Source organism: Microvirga sp. M2 (genome assembly GCF_047497095.1).
GTDB lineage: Bacteria > Pseudomonadota > Alphaproteobacteria > Rhizobiales > Beijerinckiaceae > Microvirga.
Map to the genome: position 1 here is coordinate 3050046 of NZ_CP134063.1, position 18728 is coordinate 3068773.

Here is an 18728-nt window from a genome sequence, read left to right on the forward strand (position 1 = left end):
GATCCACTTTTGGGACACATTCGATGCTCAAGTCTTTGAGCCGCGCATCGTTCTTGCGAAAAACCGGGGCCACTTTTTTCGCACGATGCGCTAAGAGGATGACCATGAGCAAGATCGAACCTATTCACGTCATCGGCGGCGGGCTCGCCGGTTCGGAAGCCACCTGGCAGATCGCGCAGGCCGGCGTTCCCGTCATCCTCCACGAGATGCGCCCGGTGCGCGGCACCGACGCGCACAAGACGCAAGGCCTGGCCGAGCTCGTCTGCTCCAATTCCTTCCGCTCGGACGACGCGGAAACGAATGCCGTCGGCCTGCTGCACCAGGAAATGCGCACCCTCGGCTCCATCATCATGGCGAAGGGCGATGCCAACCAGGTGCCCGCGGGCGGCGCGCTGGCGGTGGACCGCGACGGCTTCTCCGATGCGGTCACGGCCGCTCTCGAAGCGCATCCGCTCGTCACGATCGAGCGCGGTGAGATTCCGGGAATTCCGCCGGAGGATTGGACATCCGTCATCATCGCCACCGGCCCGCTCACCTCGCCCTCCCTGGCGGAGGCGATCTTGAAGCTCACGGGCGAGACCTCGCTCGCCTTCTTCGACGCCATCGCGCCGATCATCTATCGCGAATCCGTCGACATGGACGTCGCCTGGTTCCAGTCCCGCTACGACAAGGTCGGCCCGGGCGGAACCGGCAAGGACTATATCAACTGCCCCATGACCAAGGAGCAGTACGAGGCCTTCGTGGACGCCCTGATCGAAGGCGACAAGACAGAGTTCAAGGAATGGGAGGCCAACACCCCCTATTTCGACGGCTGCCTGCCGATCGAGGTCATGGCCGAGCGCGGCCGCGAAACCCTGCGTCACGGCCCCATGAAGCCCGTCGGCCTCACCGATCCGCATCATCCCGACCGGAAACCCTATGCGGTGGTGCAGCTGCGCCAGGACAATGCGCTCGGCACCCTGTTCAACATGGTGGGCTTCCAGACCAAGCTGAAATACGGCGCCCAGTCCGGCATCTTCCGCATGATCCCCGGCCTGGAAAACGCCGAGTTCGCCCGGCTCGGCGGCATCCACCGCAACACCTATCTCAACTCGCCCAAGCTTCTCGATCCGACGCTTTGCCTGAAGGCGATGCCGCGCCTGCGCTTCGCGGGTCAGATCACCGGCTGCGAGGGCTATGTGGAAAGCGCGGCCGTGGGCCTCATGACGGGCCGCTTCGCCGCCGCCGAGCGGCTGGGCCGCCCGATTCAGCCCCTGCCGCACACCACGGCGCTCGGGGCCCTAATCAACCACATCACGGGCGGCCATATCGAGACCATCGACGAGGGCCCACGCTCGTTCCAGCCCATGAACGTGAATTTCGGCCTGTTCCCGCCCCTCGACCGGGCGCCGAAGGCCGAGGACGGCAAGCGACTGCGCGGCTCGGCCAAGACCATCGCGAAGAAGAAGATGCTGACCGACCGCGCCCGCGCCGATCTGTCGGCGTGGCTCTCCGCCGCCAACATGCCCGCCGCGGCGGAGTAAGCTGTTTTAAAGTCATCCCGGGGCCGCGAAGCGGAGCCCGGGATCCATAACCGCTGACGATACCGAAGGCAGCCGCGGGGGGCGGTTTCGCGTCTCCTCGACGCGTCGCTAGAGCATCGGACGCAAAAGTGGGAACCGGTTTTGGGTGAAAAGATGCTCAAAAGCATCAACTGACAGCATCGGATGTGGGTCCGATTTCACGTCCGATGCTGTAGACACCGCCTGCGCGGCGATGAGGAAAAGGGCGTTCGAGCTCTAAAACGGCCCGCGCCAGAGCGCCCAGATCTTTCGCCATCGCGGAACGTCGATGGGCGTGTGGAGCGGATCGTAATCCGGTGTCTCCATCGCCTTCAGATAGGGCTCGACCAGCGCGAGCGGGCGAAAGGCCGGTTCGGCCTCTGGCGGAATCGTCGTGCGCAGCGTCCTTGCCTGATCGAGATGGCGGCGGGCCATGGCGCGCATGTCGGCCAGCGCTCCCTTGAGGCCCGGGCCGCCTCGCCCGGTGACGATATCGTCCCGGACCACGCCGTGCTGCGCCAGAATGTCGGTGGGGATATAAAGCTGCCCCTGCCGCGCGTGAATCGGAAACGCGCGCAGGAGACCCGCGATGGCATAGGCCACGCCCGCGTGTCCCGCGGCGTCGGCCGTGCCGGGGTCCTTGCCGTCCGAGAGAATGATGCTCGCGAGCTGGATCAGGCTCGACGACGTCTCGCCGCTATAACCCTCCAGGTCGTTCACGCTCGGCATGGGATCGTCGTAGAGGTCGAAGATCCGGGCATCGATCAGATCCACGAGCGATTGCCGGGGCAGGCGGAACCTGACGATCGTATCGTCGAGCGCCGCCGCGACCGGATTGGCGCGCACGTCGCCCCTCGCCTCTCCCTGCAATGCGTCGCGCCACCATTGCAAGCGGATCTCGCCGAGCATCGGCTCGCGCACGGATTCCCGCACGCGCGCGATCTCGAAATTGAAGGCATGGAGGGCGTGGAGAGAGGGACGCTTTTCCTCGGGCGCGAGGAGGCTTGCCCAGTAGCGGTCGGGATCGGCCTCGCGGACGAGCGCCTCGCAATGGGCGAAATTCGATTGCGGATCGGCCATGTCAGCCCACGGCGATGAGGGCGGCGGCAACCTTGCGGTTTTCCGCCAGGAGGATGTTGTAGGTGCGCGCGGCCGCCCCGGTCTGCATCACGTCGAGGCCGATGCCCGCCTCGCGGAAACGCTCGCGAAACCGTCCCGGAAACGCCGCGATCTCCGCGCCCGTGCCGAAGAGGAGGAGATCGATCTCCTCGGCCTCGGCGAAGATCGGCGCGAGCGCCTCGTCGGCGAGCTCCCTCATGGCGCCGACCGGCCACGCCTTGATGCCCGACGGCAGCGCGAGGATCGAGCCGCGATGGGACATGTCCGCGAAGCGAAAGCCGCCATTGCCATAGGAATCGATCGGAAAGCGTCCGGGGACGAAACCGTCATACAGGCGGCCATCGCTCATCGTCTTACTCCGCGGCTGCGGCCTTGCCCTCCGGCACCTTGACGGTCTCGGATCCGCGCAGGCCGATATAGATCAGCATGGGCGAGGAGATGCAGATCGCCGAATAGGTGCAGATCACCACGCCGTAGAGCATGACCTGGGCGAAACCCTGGATCGCCTGTCCGCCGAAGAGCACGAGAGCCAGCAGCGCAAGCGCTGTGGTCGTCGCCGTCATGATCGTGCGGGACATGGTGTGGTTGATCGAGAGGTTCAACAGCTCTTCGGGCGGCATGGTCTTGTAGCGGCGCATGAGCTCGCGGGTGCGGTCGAACACCACCACGGTCTCGTTGAGCGAGTAGCCGACGATGGTGAGGATCGCCGCGATCGAGGTCATGTTGAACTCGTGCCGCGTGATCACGAAGAAGCCGATGGTGAGCACGATATCGTGCAGCGTGCCGATGATGGCCGCCACCGCCAGCTCGCGCTCGAAGCGGAACCAGAGATAGAACAGGACCGCGATCACCGAGAACACGATGCCGATGGTGCCGGACTGGACGAGCTCGCCCGACACGCGCGGGCCGACCGTCTCGACGCGGCGGAACTCATACTCGTTGCTGAAGGTATCGCGAGCCTTCTGCACCACGCCCGCCTGTGCGGACTCGCCGCCCGACTGGATCGGGAACCGCAGCGAAACGTCGCCGGCGGCGCCGAATTCCTGCACCTCCACGTCGCCGAAGCCGAAGCCCTCGGCCGTCTGGCGGATCTGAGCGACGTTGGCCTGGCCCGATTTCGCCTGGATCTCCATGAGCGTACCGCCCTTGAAGTCGATGCCGAAATTGAGGCCGACCGTGTAGAGCACGATCGCGGTCGCCACCGAGATGACGGCGGACAACGGGAAGGAGAAGCGCCTGAAGCGCATGAAGTCGAAGTGGGAGTTTTCGGGCCAGAGCCGAACGAGGCGCACGATACTCACTCCTTAGAACGGAAGAACTTTGGGACGCATCCACTGGTACCAGAGCGCAATCATCATGCGCGTCAGGGTAACGGCGGTGATCACCGTCGTGAGGATGCCGAGAATGAACACGACCGCGAAGCCGCGCACGGGACCGGAGCCGAGGAAGAACAGGATCACGGCGGCAATGGCCATGGTGCTGTTGGAGTCCACGATGGTCGCGAAGGCCCGGTCGAAGCCGGCCTGGATGCCGGACACGATGGAGCGTCCGGAATGGACCTCTTCGCGGATGCGCTCGTAGATCAGCACGTTCGAGTCGACCGCCGTGCCGATGGTGAGCACGATGCCCGCGATGCCCGGCAGGGTCAGCGTGGCTTCGAGCACCGACATGAGGCCGAAGATCAGGCCCACATGCACGAGGAGCGCGATGTTGGCGATGAGGCCGAACACTCCGTAGGTGGCGAACATGAAGATCACGACGAGGATGGCGGCGACATAGGTCGCCAGCTTGCCGGCCTCGATGGAATCGCGGCCCAGGCCGGGACCCACGGTGCGTTCTTCGACGATGGTCAGCTTGGCGGGCAGCGCGCCGGAGCGCAGCAGGACCGCGAGATTGTTCACCTGCTCGACCGTGAAGCTGCCCGAGATCTGGCCCGAGCCGCCGGTGATCGGCGACTGGATCGTGGGCGCGGAGATCACCTCGTTGTCGAGCACGATGGCGAGCTGGCGGCCGAGGTTTTCCGTCGTCGCCTGGCCGAAGCGCTGCGCGCCCCGGATGTTGAAGCGGAAGTTCACGATCGGCTGGTTGGTCTGCGAATCGAAGGCGGCCTGGGCATCCGTCAGGTCGCCGCCCTCGGCGATGACGCGACGCTCCACGGGCACCCGCTGGCCACTCGCATCACGCATGGGAAGCATGTCCACGTCGGTCGCGCCGGGCTGGGCCAGGAGGCGGAACTCCAGGTTGCCGGTCTCACCGAGAAGCGCCTTGAGCTGCTGCGGATCCTGAAGGCCGGGAACCTGGACGAGAACGCGATCCGCGCCCTGGCGCTGAATGCTGGGCTCGGTCGTGCCGGTGGCGTCGATACGGCGGCGGATGACCTCGATCGACTGGTCGACCGCGCGGCGCACCCGCTCGGTGATGCCCGCATCCGTCAGGGTCAGCGTGATCGCGCCGTCCGGCGTGTCGCTCAGCGCCACGCTCGCGTTGCCGGTCTGGCCGAGAACGGCGTTGCTGATCGGTTGAGCGAGCTCGCGCAGGCGCGGCATCAGGCGCTCGCGGTCGGCCGCGTTCGGCACGCGGATCTGGACGCCGCGCGGGATCGTCTGAATGCCGTTCTGCGACGCGACGCGGGTGTCGCGGAGGACCCGGCGCACGTCGTCGCGCAGAAGGGTGATCTGGCCGCGAACGAGATCCGACTCGTCCACCTGGAGCAGAACGTGGGAGCCGCCCTGCAGGTCGAGGCCGAGCACGATGGCGCGCGAGGGCACGAGCCAGGAGGGAACCCAGCTCGGAACGGCGCTCAGATACGCCTTGCGATGCTCAGGCGACATCATGCTCGGAATCCCCAGCAGGAGACCGATGATGATGATCGCCAGGGTGGCGATGATCTTCGACTTCGAGAAGCGCAGCATCGTCAGCTCAACCTTTCTCAAACACTCTGCTGCACATGTCGTGCAGCGGACCGGCCCTCAAGGGCTCCCGCCCGAGGGCCGGTCATTAATTTCAGGCCTTCACCGGCTCGGTCTTCGAGCGGACCTCGGAGATCATGGCGCGAGCCACCTTCACCTTCACGTTATCGGCGATCTCCACCTCGATATCGGCCGAATCCTCGAGCACCTTCGTGACCTTGCCGATGATGCCCCCGGAGGTGACGACGGTATCGCCGCGGCGCACGTTCTTGATCATTTCCTGATGAGCCTTCACCCGGCGCTGCTGCGGACGGATGATCAGGAACCACATGATCACGAAGATCAGGATGAACGGGACGAACTGGATGATGGTATCCATTCCGCCCCCGGTCGCGGGGGCCCCTTGTGCGAAGGCAGGTGAAATGAACAAGCGGCTCTCCATGGATAAAGGCGCGAGGCAGGCGCTGCTTCGAGGCCCACCCGCGCCAAACGGGATGAAAGTGGGCGGACTATACCCATCGACTCCACGAAATCAATGAAGTTGGAAGGCTTTCCCAAAGCTCCTGCATGGACCGGGGAGCGGTTTTTGGGCTAAGCACGACCTCCTCACCTTTTCTTGAAGTCAGATGCCGATGTCCCCCGACCTCACCTCCCCCGAATCCATGGCCCTCCTCAAGCGCATCGCGGACGCCCTGGAGCGCCTGGCCCCGGCCGGCGCTCCCCAGGCGGATCTCGCGGCGGCGGACGCCTTCGTCTGGCACGCGGCGGGGCGCAGGCTCGCCCCGGTGGCGAAGGTCAACCGGGTCGAGATGAACCTGCTCCGGGGCATCGACCGGGTGCGGGATCAACTCGCCGAGAACACCGGCCGCTTCGCCAGGGGCCTTCCGGCCAACAATGCCCTGCTCTGGGGCGCCCGGGGAATGGGCAAGTCGTCGCTGGTGAAGGCGGTCCATGCCGAGATCAACGCGACCAAGGCGGCCGAGGCCCTTCCCCTCAAGCTCATCGAGATCCACCGGGAGGACATCGAGACGCTCCCGGACCTCATGGGCCTGCTCCGTGCGGACCCCCATCGCTTCATCGTCTTCTGTGACGATCTGTCCTTCGATGCGGACGACACCTCCTACAAGTCCCTCAAGGCGGTGCTGGAAGGCGGCATCGAGGGCCGTCCGGACAACGTGATCTTCTACGCCACGTCCAACCGCCGCCACCTCCTGCCCCGCGACATGATGGACAACGAGCGCTCCACCGCCATCAATCCGGGCGAGGCCATCGAAGAGAAGGTGTCCCTGTCCGACCGCTTCGGCCTCTGGCTCGGCTTCCACAAGTGCAGCCAGGACGAATATCTCGACATGATCTTCGGCTATGTCGACCATCTCGGCCTCGACGGCGACCGCGCGGCCATCCGGGCGGAAGCCCTGGAATGGGCCACGACCCGCGGCGCCCGCTCCGGCCGCACGGCCTGGCAGTTCATCCAGGATCTCGCCGGACGCCAGGGAAAGGCGATTTAGGGGAGTTCGTTCCGTGAAGGTCAAACGGATCGTCGCCAATATACCGGCATCCGACATCGGGGCGGCAAGGCGCTTCTACGAGGATGTTCTCGGCCTCGAGCGGCTGATGGACCATGGCTGGATCGTCACCTACGGCAACAGCGAGCCGGGCAGCGTCCAAGTCAGCGTCGCAACCCAGGGCGGCTCGGAGACGCCGACGCCGGACCTGTCCGTCGAAGTGGACGATGTCGACGAAGCGCTCCGGCGCATGACGGGCGCCGGATTTCCCGCGATCTACGGACCCGCCGACGAGCCCTGGGGCGTTCGCCGCTTCTATGTCCGGGATCCGTTCGGCAAGATCGTGAACATCCTCTCCCATTCCGGGAACGAAAAAAGGGACGGTGGCTGAGCTCCACCGTCCCCTCGCGTGATCGGCCTCGGGTCTCGAAAGCCAATCCAAACTTGTGCCGGATCAGTCGGCGAGATGCTTCATCGGGTCGACCGGGGTCGCGCCCTTGCGGATCTCGAAATGCAGCTGCGGCGAGGTCACGTTACCCGTCTGGCCGGCAGTAGCGATCACCTGACCGCGCTTCACCTGCTCGCCGCGCTTCACGTTCACCGCGCTGTTATGGGCATAGGCCGAGACGAAGCCGTTCTCGTGCCGGATCAGGATCAGGTTACCGTAGCCTTTCACCTCGCTGCCCGCATAGGTCACCGTGCCGGCCTCGGCGGCTTTCACGGGCGTGCCCTCGGGGACCGCGATATTGATGCCCTCGTTGCCGCCGTTGGCGCCGAAGCCCGCGATGACGCGGCCGCGGGCGGGCCACCGGAAGTTGCCGGCGGACAGGCTCGCCGTCTGTTCGGGCTCCTGCACCGAGGCCTTCGCGGCCTCAGGCTGCGGAACGGGCGCAGGGGCGGGAGCCGGAGCAACCGTCTGCGAGACCACCGGAGCGGGCTTCAGGGGCTGCGGCTCGATGGCCGCGACCCTCTGAGGCTGGAGGGGACGCGCGGGCGACACCAGCGGCTCGTTCGTGGCCGAGGCGACCTGCTGCACGGGCGCGGGCCTCGGCTGCATGGGAGCCGGCGCCGGCATCGCGGCCTGCTGCATGCCGGGGCGGGTGCGCCGACCCGGCTCGGCCGGAACGGGCTGCTCGGAGACGGCAACCTTCGTCTGATCGACGAAGCGCATCTTCGGCTGAGCGGCGGGCGGAGTCATGGGCGCGGGGCGCGGCTGGATGGGGGCGGGCGCGGCGGCCATGCGCGAAGGCTGGGGCAGCGGCTGAGCCTGCACCGGGGGAAGCGCCTGCGCCTGGACGGACGAGGTGGGCATCGGAGCGGCCGCGTAGGAGGGAGCCCCGCCATAGGACGGCGTGTCCTGAGACGCCGTCGGCGTGCCGGGCGCGACGCGCTCGCTGTTGGAGAACGGGTTGGAGAACGGATTCTCCGAGAACCGCATGGTGTCGCCACTACAGGCCGCCGCGGCACTGCCGATCAAGCTCACCAGAGCGACCCGCGATACTGCACTCCATTGCCCAGAACACACACGCAAACGCATGACTCAATTACCCCAACCGCACGCAACTTGATGGGGGTATTAAAAGGCTGTTCAGGTTAAGCAACGGTTGACGCCATGAAAAATGTCGTAACCGTGTCGCGAAATTTTTTCGATTCGATCAGAGTGTTGCCGCAATGCCTGCGACCAGCCTGGAAATCCGCAAGGGCCCGCCCAGGTTCCGGCTGAACTCCCCATCCTGAAGGCGGTCGATCTGAACGAGGCGCGGCGCGCCTTCCTCCGCCAGCGCGCCGACGAGACGCCCGCCGGCACCGAGCAGCGACGTCAGCGTCGCCGGGATGTCGGGCCATGCGCCGTTGAGCAGGATGCGGTCGAACCGGTCGCGCACACGCGCGGCAAGGCCGTCGCCCACCTCCACGCGCACCCTGCCCGCCTCGACGATGTTCAGATGCTGTCGCGCGCTCTCGGCGAGGGTGTTGAAGCGCTCGACCGTGGTCACGTCCGCCCCGCGATGCGCCATGAGCGCGCTCACATAGCCGGTGCCGGTGCCGATTTCGAGAATGCGCTGTCCCGGCGCGAGGCCCAGCGCCAGGAGCATGGTCGCGACCGTGCCCGGCGCGGTCATCGTCTGACCGCAGGGTAGCGGCAGGGCGACGTCGGTGCGGGACAAATCGCGGAAGCGCCGCGGGGCGAACACGTCGCGCGGCACGAGCTCCATGGCTCTGAGCAGCGCCGTGTCGCGGATGCCTTTCGCCCGCAGGGACAGGATGAAGGATGCGACGCCGATGGCCTCCTGCTCGCTGCGGCTTTCCGCTTCGGAGAAGAAGGGCTCCTGGCTCATCCCGGTCCCTCTCAGCCGAAGGCCTGCGCGTAGCGGGTCAGCGTCGGCTCGTCGGTCATGTCGATGCGCAGGGGCGTGACCGCGATGCGCCGGTTGGCCAGCGCCCAGAGATCCGTTCCGTTGCCGGGCGTGAACGGGCCGCGCTCGAAGGCGATCCAGTAATAGGGGTTGCCCCGTCCGTCGAGCCGCGCATCGAGCCGCAGAAGCTCCTGCGTGCGCTGCCCCTGGTGGACCACCGCCGTGCCCTGGACATCGTCGGGCTCGCAATCCGGGAAGTTCACGTTGACGAGAATGCCGCTCTCGATGCCCGTCTCGAGGATCCTGCGGATGACCTTGGGCCCGTGATGCTCGGCGCAGTGCCATTTCAGGGCGTTGCGGTTTCCTGCGCTGTAGGCCTGGGACAACGCGATGGAGGGAATGCCCAGGAGCGTGCCTTCGATCGCCCCGGCCACCGTTCCCGAATAGGTCACGTCCTCGGCCGCGTTCTGCCCGCGGTTGACGCCGGACAGGATGAGGTCCGGCTTGTGCTCGCGCATCAGTTCGCGCACGCCCATGATCACGCAATCCGTGGGCGTTCCCTTCACGGCGAAATGCCGGTCGGAAATTTCGCGCAGGCGCAGCGGATCGTTGAGGGAAAGCGAGTGCGCGACGCCGCTCTGGTCCGTTTCGGGCGCCACGACCCACACATCGTCGGACAAGGCGCGTGCGATGGCCTCCAGGGCCTTCAGGCCCGGAGCATGGATGCCGTCGTCGTTGGTGCAGAGAATGCGCATGTCAGGCCTGACGCTCGATGCGGGTCACACCGCCCATATAGGGCCGCAGGGCGGCCGGAACCGTCACGCTGCCGTCCTGGTTCTGGTAGTTCTCCAGAACGGCCACGAGCGTGCGGCCGACCGCGAGGCCCGAACCATTGAGCGTGTGCACGAAGCGCGGCGATTTCTCGGAGGACGAGCGGTAGCGGGCGTTCATGCGGCGCGCCTGGAAATCCGAGCAGACCGAGCAGCTCGAAATCTCGCGATACATCCCCTGCCCCGGCAGCCAGACCTCGATGTCGTAGGTCTTCGTCGAGGAGAAGCCCATGTCGCCCGTGCAGAGCGTCATGGTGCGGAACGGCAGCTCCAGCTTCTTCAGGACGTTCTCGGCGCAGGTGAGCATGCGTTCGTGCTCGTCCGCGGAGGTCTCCGGCGTCGTGATCGAGACGAGCTCGCATTTCACGAACTGGTGCTGGCGGATCATGCCGCGCGTGTCGCGGCCGGCGGACCCTGCCTCCGCGCGGAAGCTCGGCGTGAGCGCGGTGAAGCGCAGCGGCAGCTCCTCCTCGGAAAGGATCTGCTCGCGCACGAGATTGGTGAGGGTGACTTCCGCCGTGGGGATCATGCCGTAGCGGGTGTCCCTGATGATCTTGCGGACCGCCTCGCGCGGCTGGCCTTCAAGGGCCGCGCCGAGAGCCTGCTCGAGCGAATTTCCCGGAAACGCCCAGAACTGATCGTCCTCGAATTTCGGCAGCTGCGCGGTGCCGAACATGGTCTCGTCCCGCACCAGCAGCGGCGGGTTCACTTCCATGTAGCCGTGCTCGTTGGTGTGCAGGTCGATCATGAACTGGCCGAGCGCGCGCTCCAGACGCGCGAGCTGGCCCTTTAGAACGACGAAACGGGAGCCCGAGAGCTTCGCGGCGGTCTCGAAATCCATGAGGCCGAGGGCCTCGCCGATCTCGAAGTGCTGCTTGGCGTCGTTGATCACCGGCGGCGTGCCGAAGCGATGGCGCTCGACATTGCCGTGCTCGTCGGCTCCGATGGGCACATCCTCCTTCGGGATGTTCGGGATCGCGGCCAGAGCCTCGAACAGGGCCTTGTCGGCGGCCCGCTCGGCCTCCTCCAGCCCCGGCACCGATTCCTTGATGCGGGCGACCTCGGCCATCAGCACCTGCGCACGGGCCTCGTCCTTCTTGGCCTTGGCCTGGCCGATCTCCTTCGACAGGGCATTGCGCCGTTCGGTGGCGGCCTGCAGGGCCGACACGGCGCTTTTGCGGGCATCGTCGAGAGCGATCAGGCGCTCGGACAGGGGCTCCATGCCCCGGTTCCGGAGGCCTTTGTCGAAAGCCGCGGGATTCTCGCGGATGGAACGGATGTCGTGCATGGGACTGACTCGAGCCTGCTGGATGGACCGGCCCTGCCCGTGGCACGACCGCCCCTGTTGTTCACGCCAAGGATGAGCGGCCGACCGGAAGCTCTTCGAGCCCTATCCTTCCGCCGCGCGCGCGGCCTCGGCCTCCGCACGCTTCCTCTCGACCATGCGGACGGAGAAGATGGACGCCTCGTAAAGAAGCAAAGTCGGGACGGCAAGGGAGAACTGGCTGATCACGTCCGGAGGGGTCAGCACGGCCGCGATTATAAAGACGATCACGATGGCGTAGCGCCGTCTGCTCTTCAGGAACTGCGAATCGATGATTCCTGCCCGGGCCAGAAGGGTCAGGACCACGGGCAGCTGGAAGCAGATGCCGAAGGCGAAGATCAGGGTCATGATCAGCGACAGGTACTCGCTGACCTTGGGCAGGAACTCGATGGCCGGCTCGTTGGCCGTCGCCAGCTGCTGCATGCCCACCGAGAAGCGCATGAGCGTGGGCATGGCGATGAAATAGACGCAGGCCGCGCCGATGGCGAAGAGAACCGGCGTCGCGACGAGATAGGGCAGGAAGGCCCGCCGCTCGTTCTTGTAGAGTCCCGGCGCCACGAACTTGTAGATCTGCACCGCGATGACCGGGAAGGCCAGGAAGCCCGCCCCGAAGGCTGCCACCTGGATCTGGGTGAACAGGTATTCCAGGCCGTGCGTATAGACGAGATGCGCCCGTTCCGGCGAACCGACCGCGAAAACGTACGGCCATACCAGGACGTTGTAGATGTACTTCGCGCCGGCAAAGCAGATGAAGAACATGATCACGAAGGCCACGAGCGCCTTGATCAGGCGCGAGCGCAGCTCGGTCAGATGTTCGATCAGAGGCGCGCGCGATGCCTCGACCTCATCCTCTTCAACGGGGGTGGTGGTCATCAGACTTTTGCGTCCGGTTTCTCTGGGGCCGCTTCCGCAGCGGCCGCCTTCTGCGCCTCGATCTGTGCCTCACGGCGCAGGGATTCGGCAATGGCTTCGGCTGGGTCGTCCACCGGCGGGGGCGGGAGATCGATCAGCGGATCGGACGGCGCGGGCGCCCGCCCCTCCACGATGGCCTGAGCGGCGGCGTCCCCCACCGGCGGAGCGACATCCGCTGCCGATGCAGCCTCGGCCGCGGGCGCAGGCTCGATTGCGGGAACGGGCTCGGTTGCGGACACGGGCGCCGTCTCCGGCTTCTCGATAGCCGTCTTCAGCTCGTCGCGGATCGTCTGGATCGGGTTGAAGCTCGTGCTGTTGAGGCTTGAGACGGAGTCGTTCATGCCCTGGAGCTGCTTCTTGACGTCGTCGAGCTCGGCCTCGCGCATGGCCTCGTTGAACTGTCCCTGAAACTCCGCCGCCATGCGGCGCAGCTTCCCCGTGACCTGTCCGACCGTCCGAAGCGCGCGCGGCAGATCTTTCGGGCCGATCACGATCAACGCGACGGCGCCGATCACCATGACCTCACCCCAGCTCATGTCCAACATGGCGCGGCCTCGACCCTGCTTTTACTCACCGCAGCCACGGTTGTGGCTGCCACTCGAAACTCAACCGATCTTGTGATCCGTCGTCGCCGCATTCGTCGGCGTACCAGCCTGATGATCGAGCGTGCGAACCGGCTCGGAGGGCTGCACGGGCTTCGGAGACTCGTCCTCGGCCATGCCCTTCTTGAAGGCTTTGATACCCTTGGCGACGTCGCCCATCATGTCGGAGATCTTGCCGCGTCCGAAGAGCAGGACAACGATCAAACCCACAACGATCCAATGCCAAATACTAGCGCCACCCATGGCAATCCTCCTGCGCCTTGAAAGGCGCGGCTTCGGAATATTAACTTGCGGCCAACCTATGCGTCGGACGCGGCGAAAACAAGGACATCCTTTGGTCCAACATCGATGCCCACATCCTGACCTTCCTTCACGCCCGCGAGATCGTGAACGCGGGCCTGGAGAGGACGATCGACTCCTTGCACATCGATATGCACCAAATCGACCTCGCCGAGAAAGCGGCGTGATACCACACGCCCCGGAAGGCAGAAGCCTGGCGGCTTCAGCCGCACGCCCTGCGGGCGCACGCAGACGATGGCCGGGCCGTCCGGCAGATGCGCAGCCGGGAACACGCCGATCGGACAGATCACCTGCCGGTTGCGCACCTGGCCTTCGATCTCGTTGAAGTCGCAGAAGAACCGCGCGGCGAAGAGATTGACGGGATTGCGATAGATCTCCTCGGCCGTACCCTGCTGCACGATGCCTCCGGACCGCATCAGCACGATTCTGTCGGCGATCCGCATGGCCTCCTCCGGATCGTGCGTGACGACGATGGTCGTCGCACCTGTTTCCCTCAGAATTGCTACGGTTTCATCACGGATCGCGTCGCGCATGCGCCGGTCGAGATTGGAGAACGGCTCGTCCATGAGCAGCACGCCGGGCCGGGGCGCGATGGAGCGCGCCAGCGCCACGCGCTGCTGTTCGCCGCCGGACAAGGTATGCGGAAACTCGCTCGCGTAATGCTCGAGCCCGACGCGCGACAGGGCCCGGCGGGCCGCGATGTCGGCCTCCGAGGCCGAGAGATCTTTCAGCCCGAACATCACGTTCTGGAGAATCGTCATGTGCGGGAACAGCGCATAATCCTGGAACATGAGGCCGATGCCGCGCCGCTCCGGCTCCACGAAGCCCCTGGGCCCGCTGACCTCGCGGCCGTCCATCAGCACCCGCCCGGAGGTCGGAGCCTCCACGCCCGCCGCGATGCGAAGGAGCGTTGTCTTGCCGCAGCCCGAATGGCCGAGGAGACAGACCAGCTCGCCCGGCTCGACCGTCAGCGACACTCCGTTGAGCGCCCGGGTCGAGCTGTAGGTCTGGACGATGTCCTCGAAGGCCAGCTGAGCCGGGATCGACGCGCCGGCCGTGCCGCGCTGTCCCCATCGGGGCAGCCTGAACCGGTCTCGCGCGGAGATGGGGGGCCTGTCGCTCATTCCCTGCCCGTCTCGTCCGTCACCGTCTGATGCATCTCGAGGGGCTCCTGGAACGGCTCGTCCTGATCCAGGGGATCCTCGTCCTCGCGCAGCGCCTCCGCATCCGAGGGCGCCGGCACGGACATGTCGGACGGAACGCGCCCCTCGATGAAGCCCGCGCCCTTCAGCTCCTCGAGGCCCGGAAGGTCCTCGATCGCGTCCAGGCCGAAATGATCGAGGAAGGCGGGCGTCGTCCCATAGGTGACGGGCCGCCCCGGCACCTTGCGGCGACCGCGAAGGCGGATCCAACCGGTTTCCAGCAGCAGGTCCAAAGTCCCCTTGGACGTGGCGACGCCGCGGATTTCCTCGATCTCGGCGCGGGTGACCGGCTGGTGGTAGGCGATGATCGACAGGGTCTCCATGGCGGCGCGGGAGAGCTTGCGCTGCTCGACCACGTCGCGGGCCAGCACGAAGGCGAGATCGCCCGCCGTGCGGAAGGCCCATTTGCCCGCCACCCGAACGAGATTGACGCCCCGGAGCGCGTACAGCCCCTGGAGGTCCTTGAGGATCTGCTCGATATCCGCGCCTTCGGGCAGGCGGCCGGCCAGCTCGTCCGCGCTGAGCGGCGCGGCCGAGGCGAACAGAAGAGCCTCGGCGATCCGGATCGCCTCGCCGTGATCGGGCACGCGGCTCTCGGCCGAAGTCTCTGCGGGTGATCCGGCATCCTGCATGCCGGCCGTTTCGTCCATCATGGTTGGGCTCCTGTCTCGGCCGGGTCGGTGACGGATTTGACCCAGACCGGAGCGAAGGCTTCGTCCTGCCTGACCGTGAGCTTGCCCTCGCGGACCATCTCGAGGGTCGCGGACAACGCCGAGGCCAGAACGGTCGGCCGCATGGACGGCTCGACCATGTACTCCACCAGATAGGTATCGAGCGTCACCCAGTCATCGAGGTGGCCGACGAGGCGCTCCAGGGCGTCACGGGCGTCGATCAGCGACCAGACGTTGCGCTTGTGGAGGGAAACCCGGCTGTTGAACTGCACCTGCCTTTGCTGCGCATAGGCCTTGAGCAACTCGTAGAGGCCGGCTTCGTAGCGGGCATCCCGGTGAACGATCACGGGTTCGGGCGCGCCACGGCCGAAGACGTCGCGGCCCAGGAGGGACCGTTCGCCGAGCTTCCTGGCGACCTCGCGGATCGCCTCCAGGCGGCGCAGCCGCAGGGCCAGGGCGGTCGCCAGATCCTCCGCGCTCGGTTCCTCGCCCTTGGGAGGCTCCGGCAGCAGAAGGCGGGACTTCAGATACGCAAGCCAGGCCGCCATGACGAGGTAATCGGCCGCCAGCTCCAGGCGCATGCGGCGCGCCTCTTCGATGAAGGCGATATACTGCTCGGCCAGGGCCAGGATCGAGATGCGGTGCAGGTCGACCTTCTGGCGGCGGGCAAGCTCCAGCAGAAGATCGAGCGGGCCCTCGAACCCATCCACGTCGACGAGGAGCGCGGGCTCGCTGTCCGCGCGCTCGGCGGTGGGCTCGACGTCCTCGAACGGTAGGGGCTTGGCCATGGAGCGTACTCTACTGAAGCGGGTTCGAGCTTGCGGCGCTTACGACGTCGCCGCAAGGGCGGCATCGAGTCTTGCCCGCGCATCCACAGGATCGAGCGGCTCCGGCTCGTGCCGGATCCGGGCCAGCGCGGCCTCGGCCCGGCGCAGGGGCTCGCCCTCGAGAAGGGGGGATGCCTCGGCCACGGCCGCCATCTCGTCCATCTGACCGTTGCAATGCAGGGCCATGTCGCATCCTGCCGCGAAGGCGGCCTCCGTCTTCTCCCGGAAGGAGCCGGACAGGGCCTTCATGGACAGGTCGTCGGTCATCAGGAGGCCGTCATAGCCGATATGGCCGCGGATGATGTCCCGGATGACGGCGGCGGAAGTCGTGGCGGGATGCTCCGGATCCAGCGCCGTGTAGACCACATGGGCGGTCATCGCGAGCGGCATGTCCGTCAGCATGCGGAACGGCGCGAAATCGTGACGCTCGAGCTCCTCGCGGGTCGCCTCGACGACAGGCAGCGCCAGATGGCTGTCGGCCCCGGCCCGGCCGTGGCCGGGAATGTGCTTGATCACCGGCAGGACGCCGCCGGCCAGAAGCCCTTCCGCCGCCGCGCGGCCGAGAACGGCCACCTTTTCCGGCGTCTTGCCGTAGGCCCGGTCGCCGATGACGTCGTGCGCGCCGGGCGAGGGCACGTCGAGAACGGGCAGGCAGTCCACGGTCACGCCGACGGAGCGAAGATCGTGGGCGATCAGGCGGGCGCCGAGTCGGGCCAGCTCCCGCTGGACGAGGGGGTCGTTGGCATGGAGGGCGCCATAGGCGGCGCCGGACGGATATTTCGGCCAATGGGGCGGCCCCAGGCGCTGGACCCGACCGCCCTCCTGATCGATGAGGATGGGGGCCTCCTCGCGCCCGACCGCCTCCCGCAGCGAGGCGCAGAGCGCCCTCACCTGCTCGGGGCCGTCGACGTTGCGGCGAAACAGGATGAACCCCCAGGGCGCCGCCTCCTTGAAGAAGGCGATCTCGTCGGGGGTCAGCTCATGGCCGGCGCAGCCAGCGATAAAGGCGCGGGTTTTCATGCCCGCGCCTTAAGTCCCTTGATGGAAGGGGTCAAGAAGTCTTCTCGTCGAGACGAGCCGTCAGTGAGACGAGCCGTCAGTTCTTGGCCACGAAGCACTGACCGCCCTGTCCCTGCAGCTTGGAGCAGAGGGAGGAGGCCTCTTCCCGCGACATGGGGCCGACGCGGACGCGGTAGATCGTGTTGCCGTTCACCTCGGCCTTGCGGATCATGGACGGCAGTCCCTCGAGATCCGAATACTTCCTCTGATAGGAGGTGAAGGCCGTCTCGGCCGCGCTTTCCGAATTGGCCAGCCCGAGCTGGACCGCATAGCCGCCGGCCGCCGTGGTCGTCGTGTCGGGCGACGCGGGCGCCGCCACGGGAATGGGCTGGGCGGAGGCCACCCTCTGGGGTGCGGGAGCAGCGGCGGGCGCCGGATTGACAGGGGTCGCTGCCGCCGGCGTGGGCTTCGGCGCCGACGCGGGCGTAGCGGGCGCGGCGACCGGCGTGGCCGAGGTCGAAACCGGTTTGGGCTGGGCCGCCGCCGGCATCGTCATCGCAGGCGCGGCAGCGGAAGCCGGATGGGCGCTCGGCGCCTCGGGAGCGCCCACCACGGAGCCGTCGGGGCGGATCGTGACGGTACGGACCTTGCGCGGCTCTCCGAGATTGAGGCTGTTCGGCGCGCTCCGGCCCTGGGAGGCGGCGCTCGCGGCCGTCGCACCCGTGGCATCCGCCATGACGGAGCCGTTCGAATGCATGGCCTGCTTGACGTCGACGGGCTGCTCCTCGCGGTTCACCACCTTGGTGTCGGTATTCTGGGTGCGCTCGTAGATCTGCTTGTTCTGGTTCGGAATCTCGACCCCGCCCGGGTTCTGAGGCTGGACCTTGACCGGGGCCTTGGTCGCCTGGACCAGGATCGGCTCCCCGCCCGCAGGGCCCGAGGAACCCGTGGAGAAATAGGCAACGCCGCCGCCGACGACGATTGCGCCGAGGGCCGCGCCCATGGCCACCAATCCCTTGCGGGAGCGGGGCTTGCGAACCGCCGGATAGTCGAGACGGTCAGGCTGCGCGTAATCGTCCCGGCCGTAGCCGTCCGCCTGCCCGTACCCATCCGCCTGACCGTAGCCGTCGGCCTGGTCGTAATACCCGTCCGCATAGGCTCCCTGATCATAGGAATCCTGCGGTTGGACCGGAGCCGCCTGCTGATAGCCGTAAGCCGGGGCCCGTCCGCGGGGCGCCTCCGGACGGGCATAGCCGGCCCGGTCGAACGCCGAGACCTCGAACGCTTCAGGCTGCGCCTGCGGCCGAGCCTGGCGGACGGCAGGCGTCACATTGTCGCGGGCGGCGAACAGCTCGTCGATCGGCGACGGCTGCTGACGCGGCCGCGCCGCGCCGTCATTGGCCAAAATGGCCTGAAACGGGTCTTCCTGGCCTACGATTTTGGCCAGTTCCGCCAACGGGTCGTTGCGCGTTGCGGCGGCGGGCTGGGACGGATGGGAGCCCGCCTGGGCCAGGTGCCGCTCGATCTCGTTCAGATCGACGGCAAAACGGGGCTTCACTGATTCGCTCATGCGCCGGTTCTCCAGTTACGCGACAGGAGCCCTCATCGCTCCGCCGGCACGACGTGACAGCAT

At 66.7% G+C, this 18728-nt stretch carries 20 protein-coding genes; 3 read left to right on the top strand and 17 right to left on the bottom strand.

From position 1 onward, the window contains the following. Nucleotides 1–104: 104 nt before the first annotated feature. Entirely contained in the window at nt 105–1523 is a 1419-nt protein-coding gene (trmFO, locus tag RE429_RS14470; protein WP_414471440.1) for a methylenetetrahydrofolate--tRNA-(uracil(54)-C(5))-methyltransferase (FADH(2)-oxidizing) TrmFO, read from the top strand. 255 nt (nt 1524–1778) lie between these two features. On the opposite strand, the gene RE429_RS14475 is transcribed toward trmFO, so the two are convergent. The 5 genes from RE429_RS14475 to yajC form a co-directional block, all read right to left on the bottom strand. Continuing rightward, on the bottom strand, nt 1779–2621 hold the full coding sequence (locus RE429_RS14475) for a phytoene/squalene synthase family protein (RefSeq protein WP_414471441.1): 843 nt from the start codon (nt 2619–2621) through the stop codon (nt 1779–1781). 1 nt (nt 2622) lies between these two features. After that, nucleotides 2623–3009: an Mth938-like domain-containing protein gene (locus tag RE429_RS14480; RefSeq protein WP_414471442.1), complete on the bottom strand. Its 387-nt coding sequence runs from the start codon at nt 3007–3009 to the stop codon at nt 2623–2625. A gap of 4 nt (nt 3010–3013) precedes the next feature. Next, a complete protein-coding gene (gene secF, locus RE429_RS14485) occupies nt 3014–3952 on the bottom strand; it encodes a protein translocase subunit SecF (RefSeq protein WP_414471443.1) in 939 nt (312 codons plus the stop codon). A 12-nt stretch (nt 3953–3964) separates the two neighbouring features. Further along, nucleotides 3965–5572, bottom strand: coding sequence for a protein translocase subunit SecD (gene secD, locus RE429_RS14490; protein ID WP_414474209.1), 1608 nt, complete (start codon nt 5570–5572; stop codon nt 3965–3967). Between the two features lie 91 nt (nt 5573–5663). Further along, nucleotides 5664–5999, bottom strand: a complete 336-nt coding sequence (gene yajC, locus RE429_RS14495) for a preprotein translocase subunit YajC (protein WP_370436982.1) — start codon at nt 5997–5999, stop codon at nt 5664–5666. A gap of 202 nt (nt 6000–6201) precedes the next feature. Here yajC and RE429_RS14500 point away from each other — a divergent pair, with 202 nt between their 5' ends. Both RE429_RS14500 and RE429_RS14505 read left to right on the top strand, forming a co-directional pair. Continuing rightward, nucleotides 6202–7077, top strand: a complete 876-nt coding sequence (locus tag RE429_RS14500) for an ATP-binding protein (protein WP_414471444.1) — start codon at nt 6202–6204, stop codon at nt 7075–7077. A gap of 13 nt (nt 7078–7090) precedes the next feature. Then, complete coding sequence (locus tag RE429_RS14505) at nt 7091–7465, top strand: glyoxalase superfamily protein (RefSeq protein WP_414471445.1); 375 nt, start codon at nt 7091–7093, stop codon at nt 7463–7465. A gap of 63 nt (nt 7466–7528) precedes the next feature. On the opposite strand, the gene RE429_RS14510 is transcribed toward RE429_RS14505, so the two are convergent. The 12 genes from RE429_RS14510 to RE429_RS14565 form a co-directional block, all read right to left on the bottom strand. Further along, nucleotides 7529–8557 (bottom strand): peptidoglycan DD-metalloendopeptidase family protein, encoded by a 1029-nt coding sequence (locus RE429_RS14510; protein WP_414471446.1) that lies wholly within the window; start codon nt 8555–8557, stop codon nt 7529–7531. Nucleotides 8558–8729: 172 nt separating this feature from the next. After that, nucleotides 8730–9410 (bottom strand): protein-L-isoaspartate O-methyltransferase family protein, encoded by a 681-nt coding sequence (locus tag RE429_RS14515; protein WP_414471447.1) that lies wholly within the window; start codon nt 9408–9410, stop codon nt 8730–8732. Nucleotides 9411–9421: 11 nt separating this feature from the next. Then, nucleotides 9422–10183 (bottom strand): 5'/3'-nucleotidase SurE, encoded by a 762-nt coding sequence (gene surE / locus RE429_RS14520; RefSeq protein ID WP_414471448.1) that lies wholly within the window; start codon nt 10181–10183, stop codon nt 9422–9424. A gap of 1 nt (nt 10184) precedes the next feature. Then, entirely contained in the window at nt 10185–11546 is a 1362-nt protein-coding gene (serS, locus tag RE429_RS14525; RefSeq protein WP_414471449.1) for a serine--tRNA ligase, read from the bottom strand. A gap of 102 nt (nt 11547–11648) precedes the next feature. Beyond that, nucleotides 11649–12455 carry a twin-arginine translocase subunit TatC gene (tatC, locus tag RE429_RS14530; protein ID WP_414471450.1) on the bottom strand — a complete coding sequence of 269 codons (807 nt, stop codon included), beginning with the start codon at nt 12453–12455 and terminating at the stop codon, nt 11649–11651. Then, nucleotides 12455–13039: a Sec-independent protein translocase protein TatB gene (tatB, locus tag RE429_RS14535; protein ID WP_414471451.1), complete on the bottom strand. Its 585-nt coding sequence runs from the start codon at nt 13037–13039 to the stop codon at nt 12455–12457. Before tatB ends, tatC begins: the two co-directional genes overlap by 1 nt. A gap of 60 nt (nt 13040–13099) precedes the next feature. After that, a complete protein-coding gene (locus RE429_RS14540) occupies nt 13100–13339 on the bottom strand; it encodes a twin-arginine translocase TatA/TatE family subunit (RefSeq protein ID WP_414471452.1) in 240 nt (79 codons plus the stop codon). A gap of 56 nt (nt 13340–13395) precedes the next feature. Further along, entirely contained in the window at nt 13396–14520 is a 1125-nt protein-coding gene (locus RE429_RS14545; protein ID WP_414471453.1) for an ABC transporter ATP-binding protein, read from the bottom strand. Next, nucleotides 14517–15230 (bottom strand): SMC-Scp complex subunit ScpB, encoded by a 714-nt coding sequence (scpB, locus tag RE429_RS14550; protein WP_414474210.1) that lies wholly within the window; start codon nt 15228–15230, stop codon nt 14517–14519. The genes RE429_RS14545 and scpB overlap by 4 nt, the downstream gene beginning before the upstream one ends. 17 nt (nt 15231–15247) lie before the next feature. After that, nucleotides 15248–16057 carry a segregation and condensation protein A gene (locus RE429_RS14555; protein ID WP_414471454.1) on the bottom strand — a complete coding sequence of 270 codons (810 nt, stop codon included), beginning with the start codon at nt 16055–16057 and terminating at the stop codon, nt 15248–15250. Nucleotides 16058–16096: 39 nt separating this feature from the next. Continuing rightward, nucleotides 16097–17116, bottom strand: a complete 1020-nt coding sequence (gene nagZ / locus RE429_RS14560) for a beta-N-acetylhexosaminidase (protein ID WP_414471455.1) — start codon at nt 17114–17116, stop codon at nt 16097–16099. Nucleotides 17117–17192: 76 nt separating this feature from the next. Further along, nucleotides 17193–18665: an SPOR domain-containing protein gene (locus RE429_RS14565; protein ID WP_414471456.1), complete on the bottom strand. Its 1473-nt coding sequence runs from the start codon at nt 18663–18665 to the stop codon at nt 17193–17195. Between the last annotated feature and the right edge of the window lie 63 nt (nt 18666–18728).

Coding starts and splice junctions, on each gene's coding strand:
- RE429_RS14475 (WP_414471441.1), bottom strand. CDS start 2,621: ATGGCCGATCCGCAATCGAATTTCGCCCATTGCGAGGCGCTCGTCCGC.
- tatB (WP_414471451.1), bottom strand. CDS start 13,039: ATGTTGGACATGAGCTGGGGTGAGGTCATGGTGATCGGCGCCGTCGCG.
- RE429_RS14480 (WP_414471442.1), bottom strand. CDS start 3,009: ATGAGCGATGGCCGCCTGTATGACGGTTTCGTCCCCGGACGCTTTCCG.
- RE429_RS14545 (WP_414471453.1), bottom strand. CDS start 14,520: ATGAGCGACAGGCCCCCCATCTCCGCGCGAGACCGGTTCAGGCTGCCC.
- RE429_RS14555 (WP_414471454.1), bottom strand. CDS start 16,057: ATGGCCAAGCCCCTACCGTTCGAGGACGTCGAGCCCACCGCCGAGCGC.
- nagZ (WP_414471455.1), bottom strand. CDS start 17,116: ATGAAAACCCGCGCCTTTATCGCTGGCTGCGCCGGCCATGAGCTGACC.
- RE429_RS14515 (WP_414471447.1), bottom strand. CDS start 9,410: ATGAGCCAGGAGCCCTTCTTCTCCGAAGCGGAAAGCCGCAGCGAGCAG.
- scpB (WP_414474210.1), bottom strand. CDS start 15,230: ATGCAGGATGCCGGATCACCCGCAGAGACTTCGGCCGAGAGCCGCGTG.
- surE (WP_414471448.1), bottom strand. CDS start 10,183: ATGCGCATTCTCTGCACCAACGACGACGGCATCCATGCTCCGGGCCTG.
- serS (WP_414471449.1), bottom strand. CDS start 11,546: ATGCACGACATCCGTTCCATCCGCGAGAATCCCGCGGCTTTCGACAAA.
- secD (WP_414474209.1), bottom strand. CDS start 5,572: ATGCTGCGCTTCTCGAAGTCGAAGATCATCGCCACCCTGGCGATCATC.
- tatC (WP_414471450.1), bottom strand. CDS start 12,455: ATGACCACCACCCCCGTTGAAGAGGATGAGGTCGAGGCATCGCGCGCG.
- trmFO (WP_414471440.1), top strand. CDS start 105: ATGAGCAAGATCGAACCTATTCACGTCATCGGCGGCGGGCTCGCCGGT.
- RE429_RS14540 (WP_414471452.1), bottom strand. CDS start 13,339: ATGGGTGGCGCTAGTATTTGGCATTGGATCGTTGTGGGTTTGATCGTT.
- RE429_RS14500 (WP_414471444.1), top strand. CDS start 6,202: ATGTCCCCCGACCTCACCTCCCCCGAATCCATGGCCCTCCTCAAGCGC.
- RE429_RS14565 (WP_414471456.1), bottom strand. CDS start 18,665: ATGAGCGAATCAGTGAAGCCCCGTTTTGCCGTCGATCTGAACGAGATC.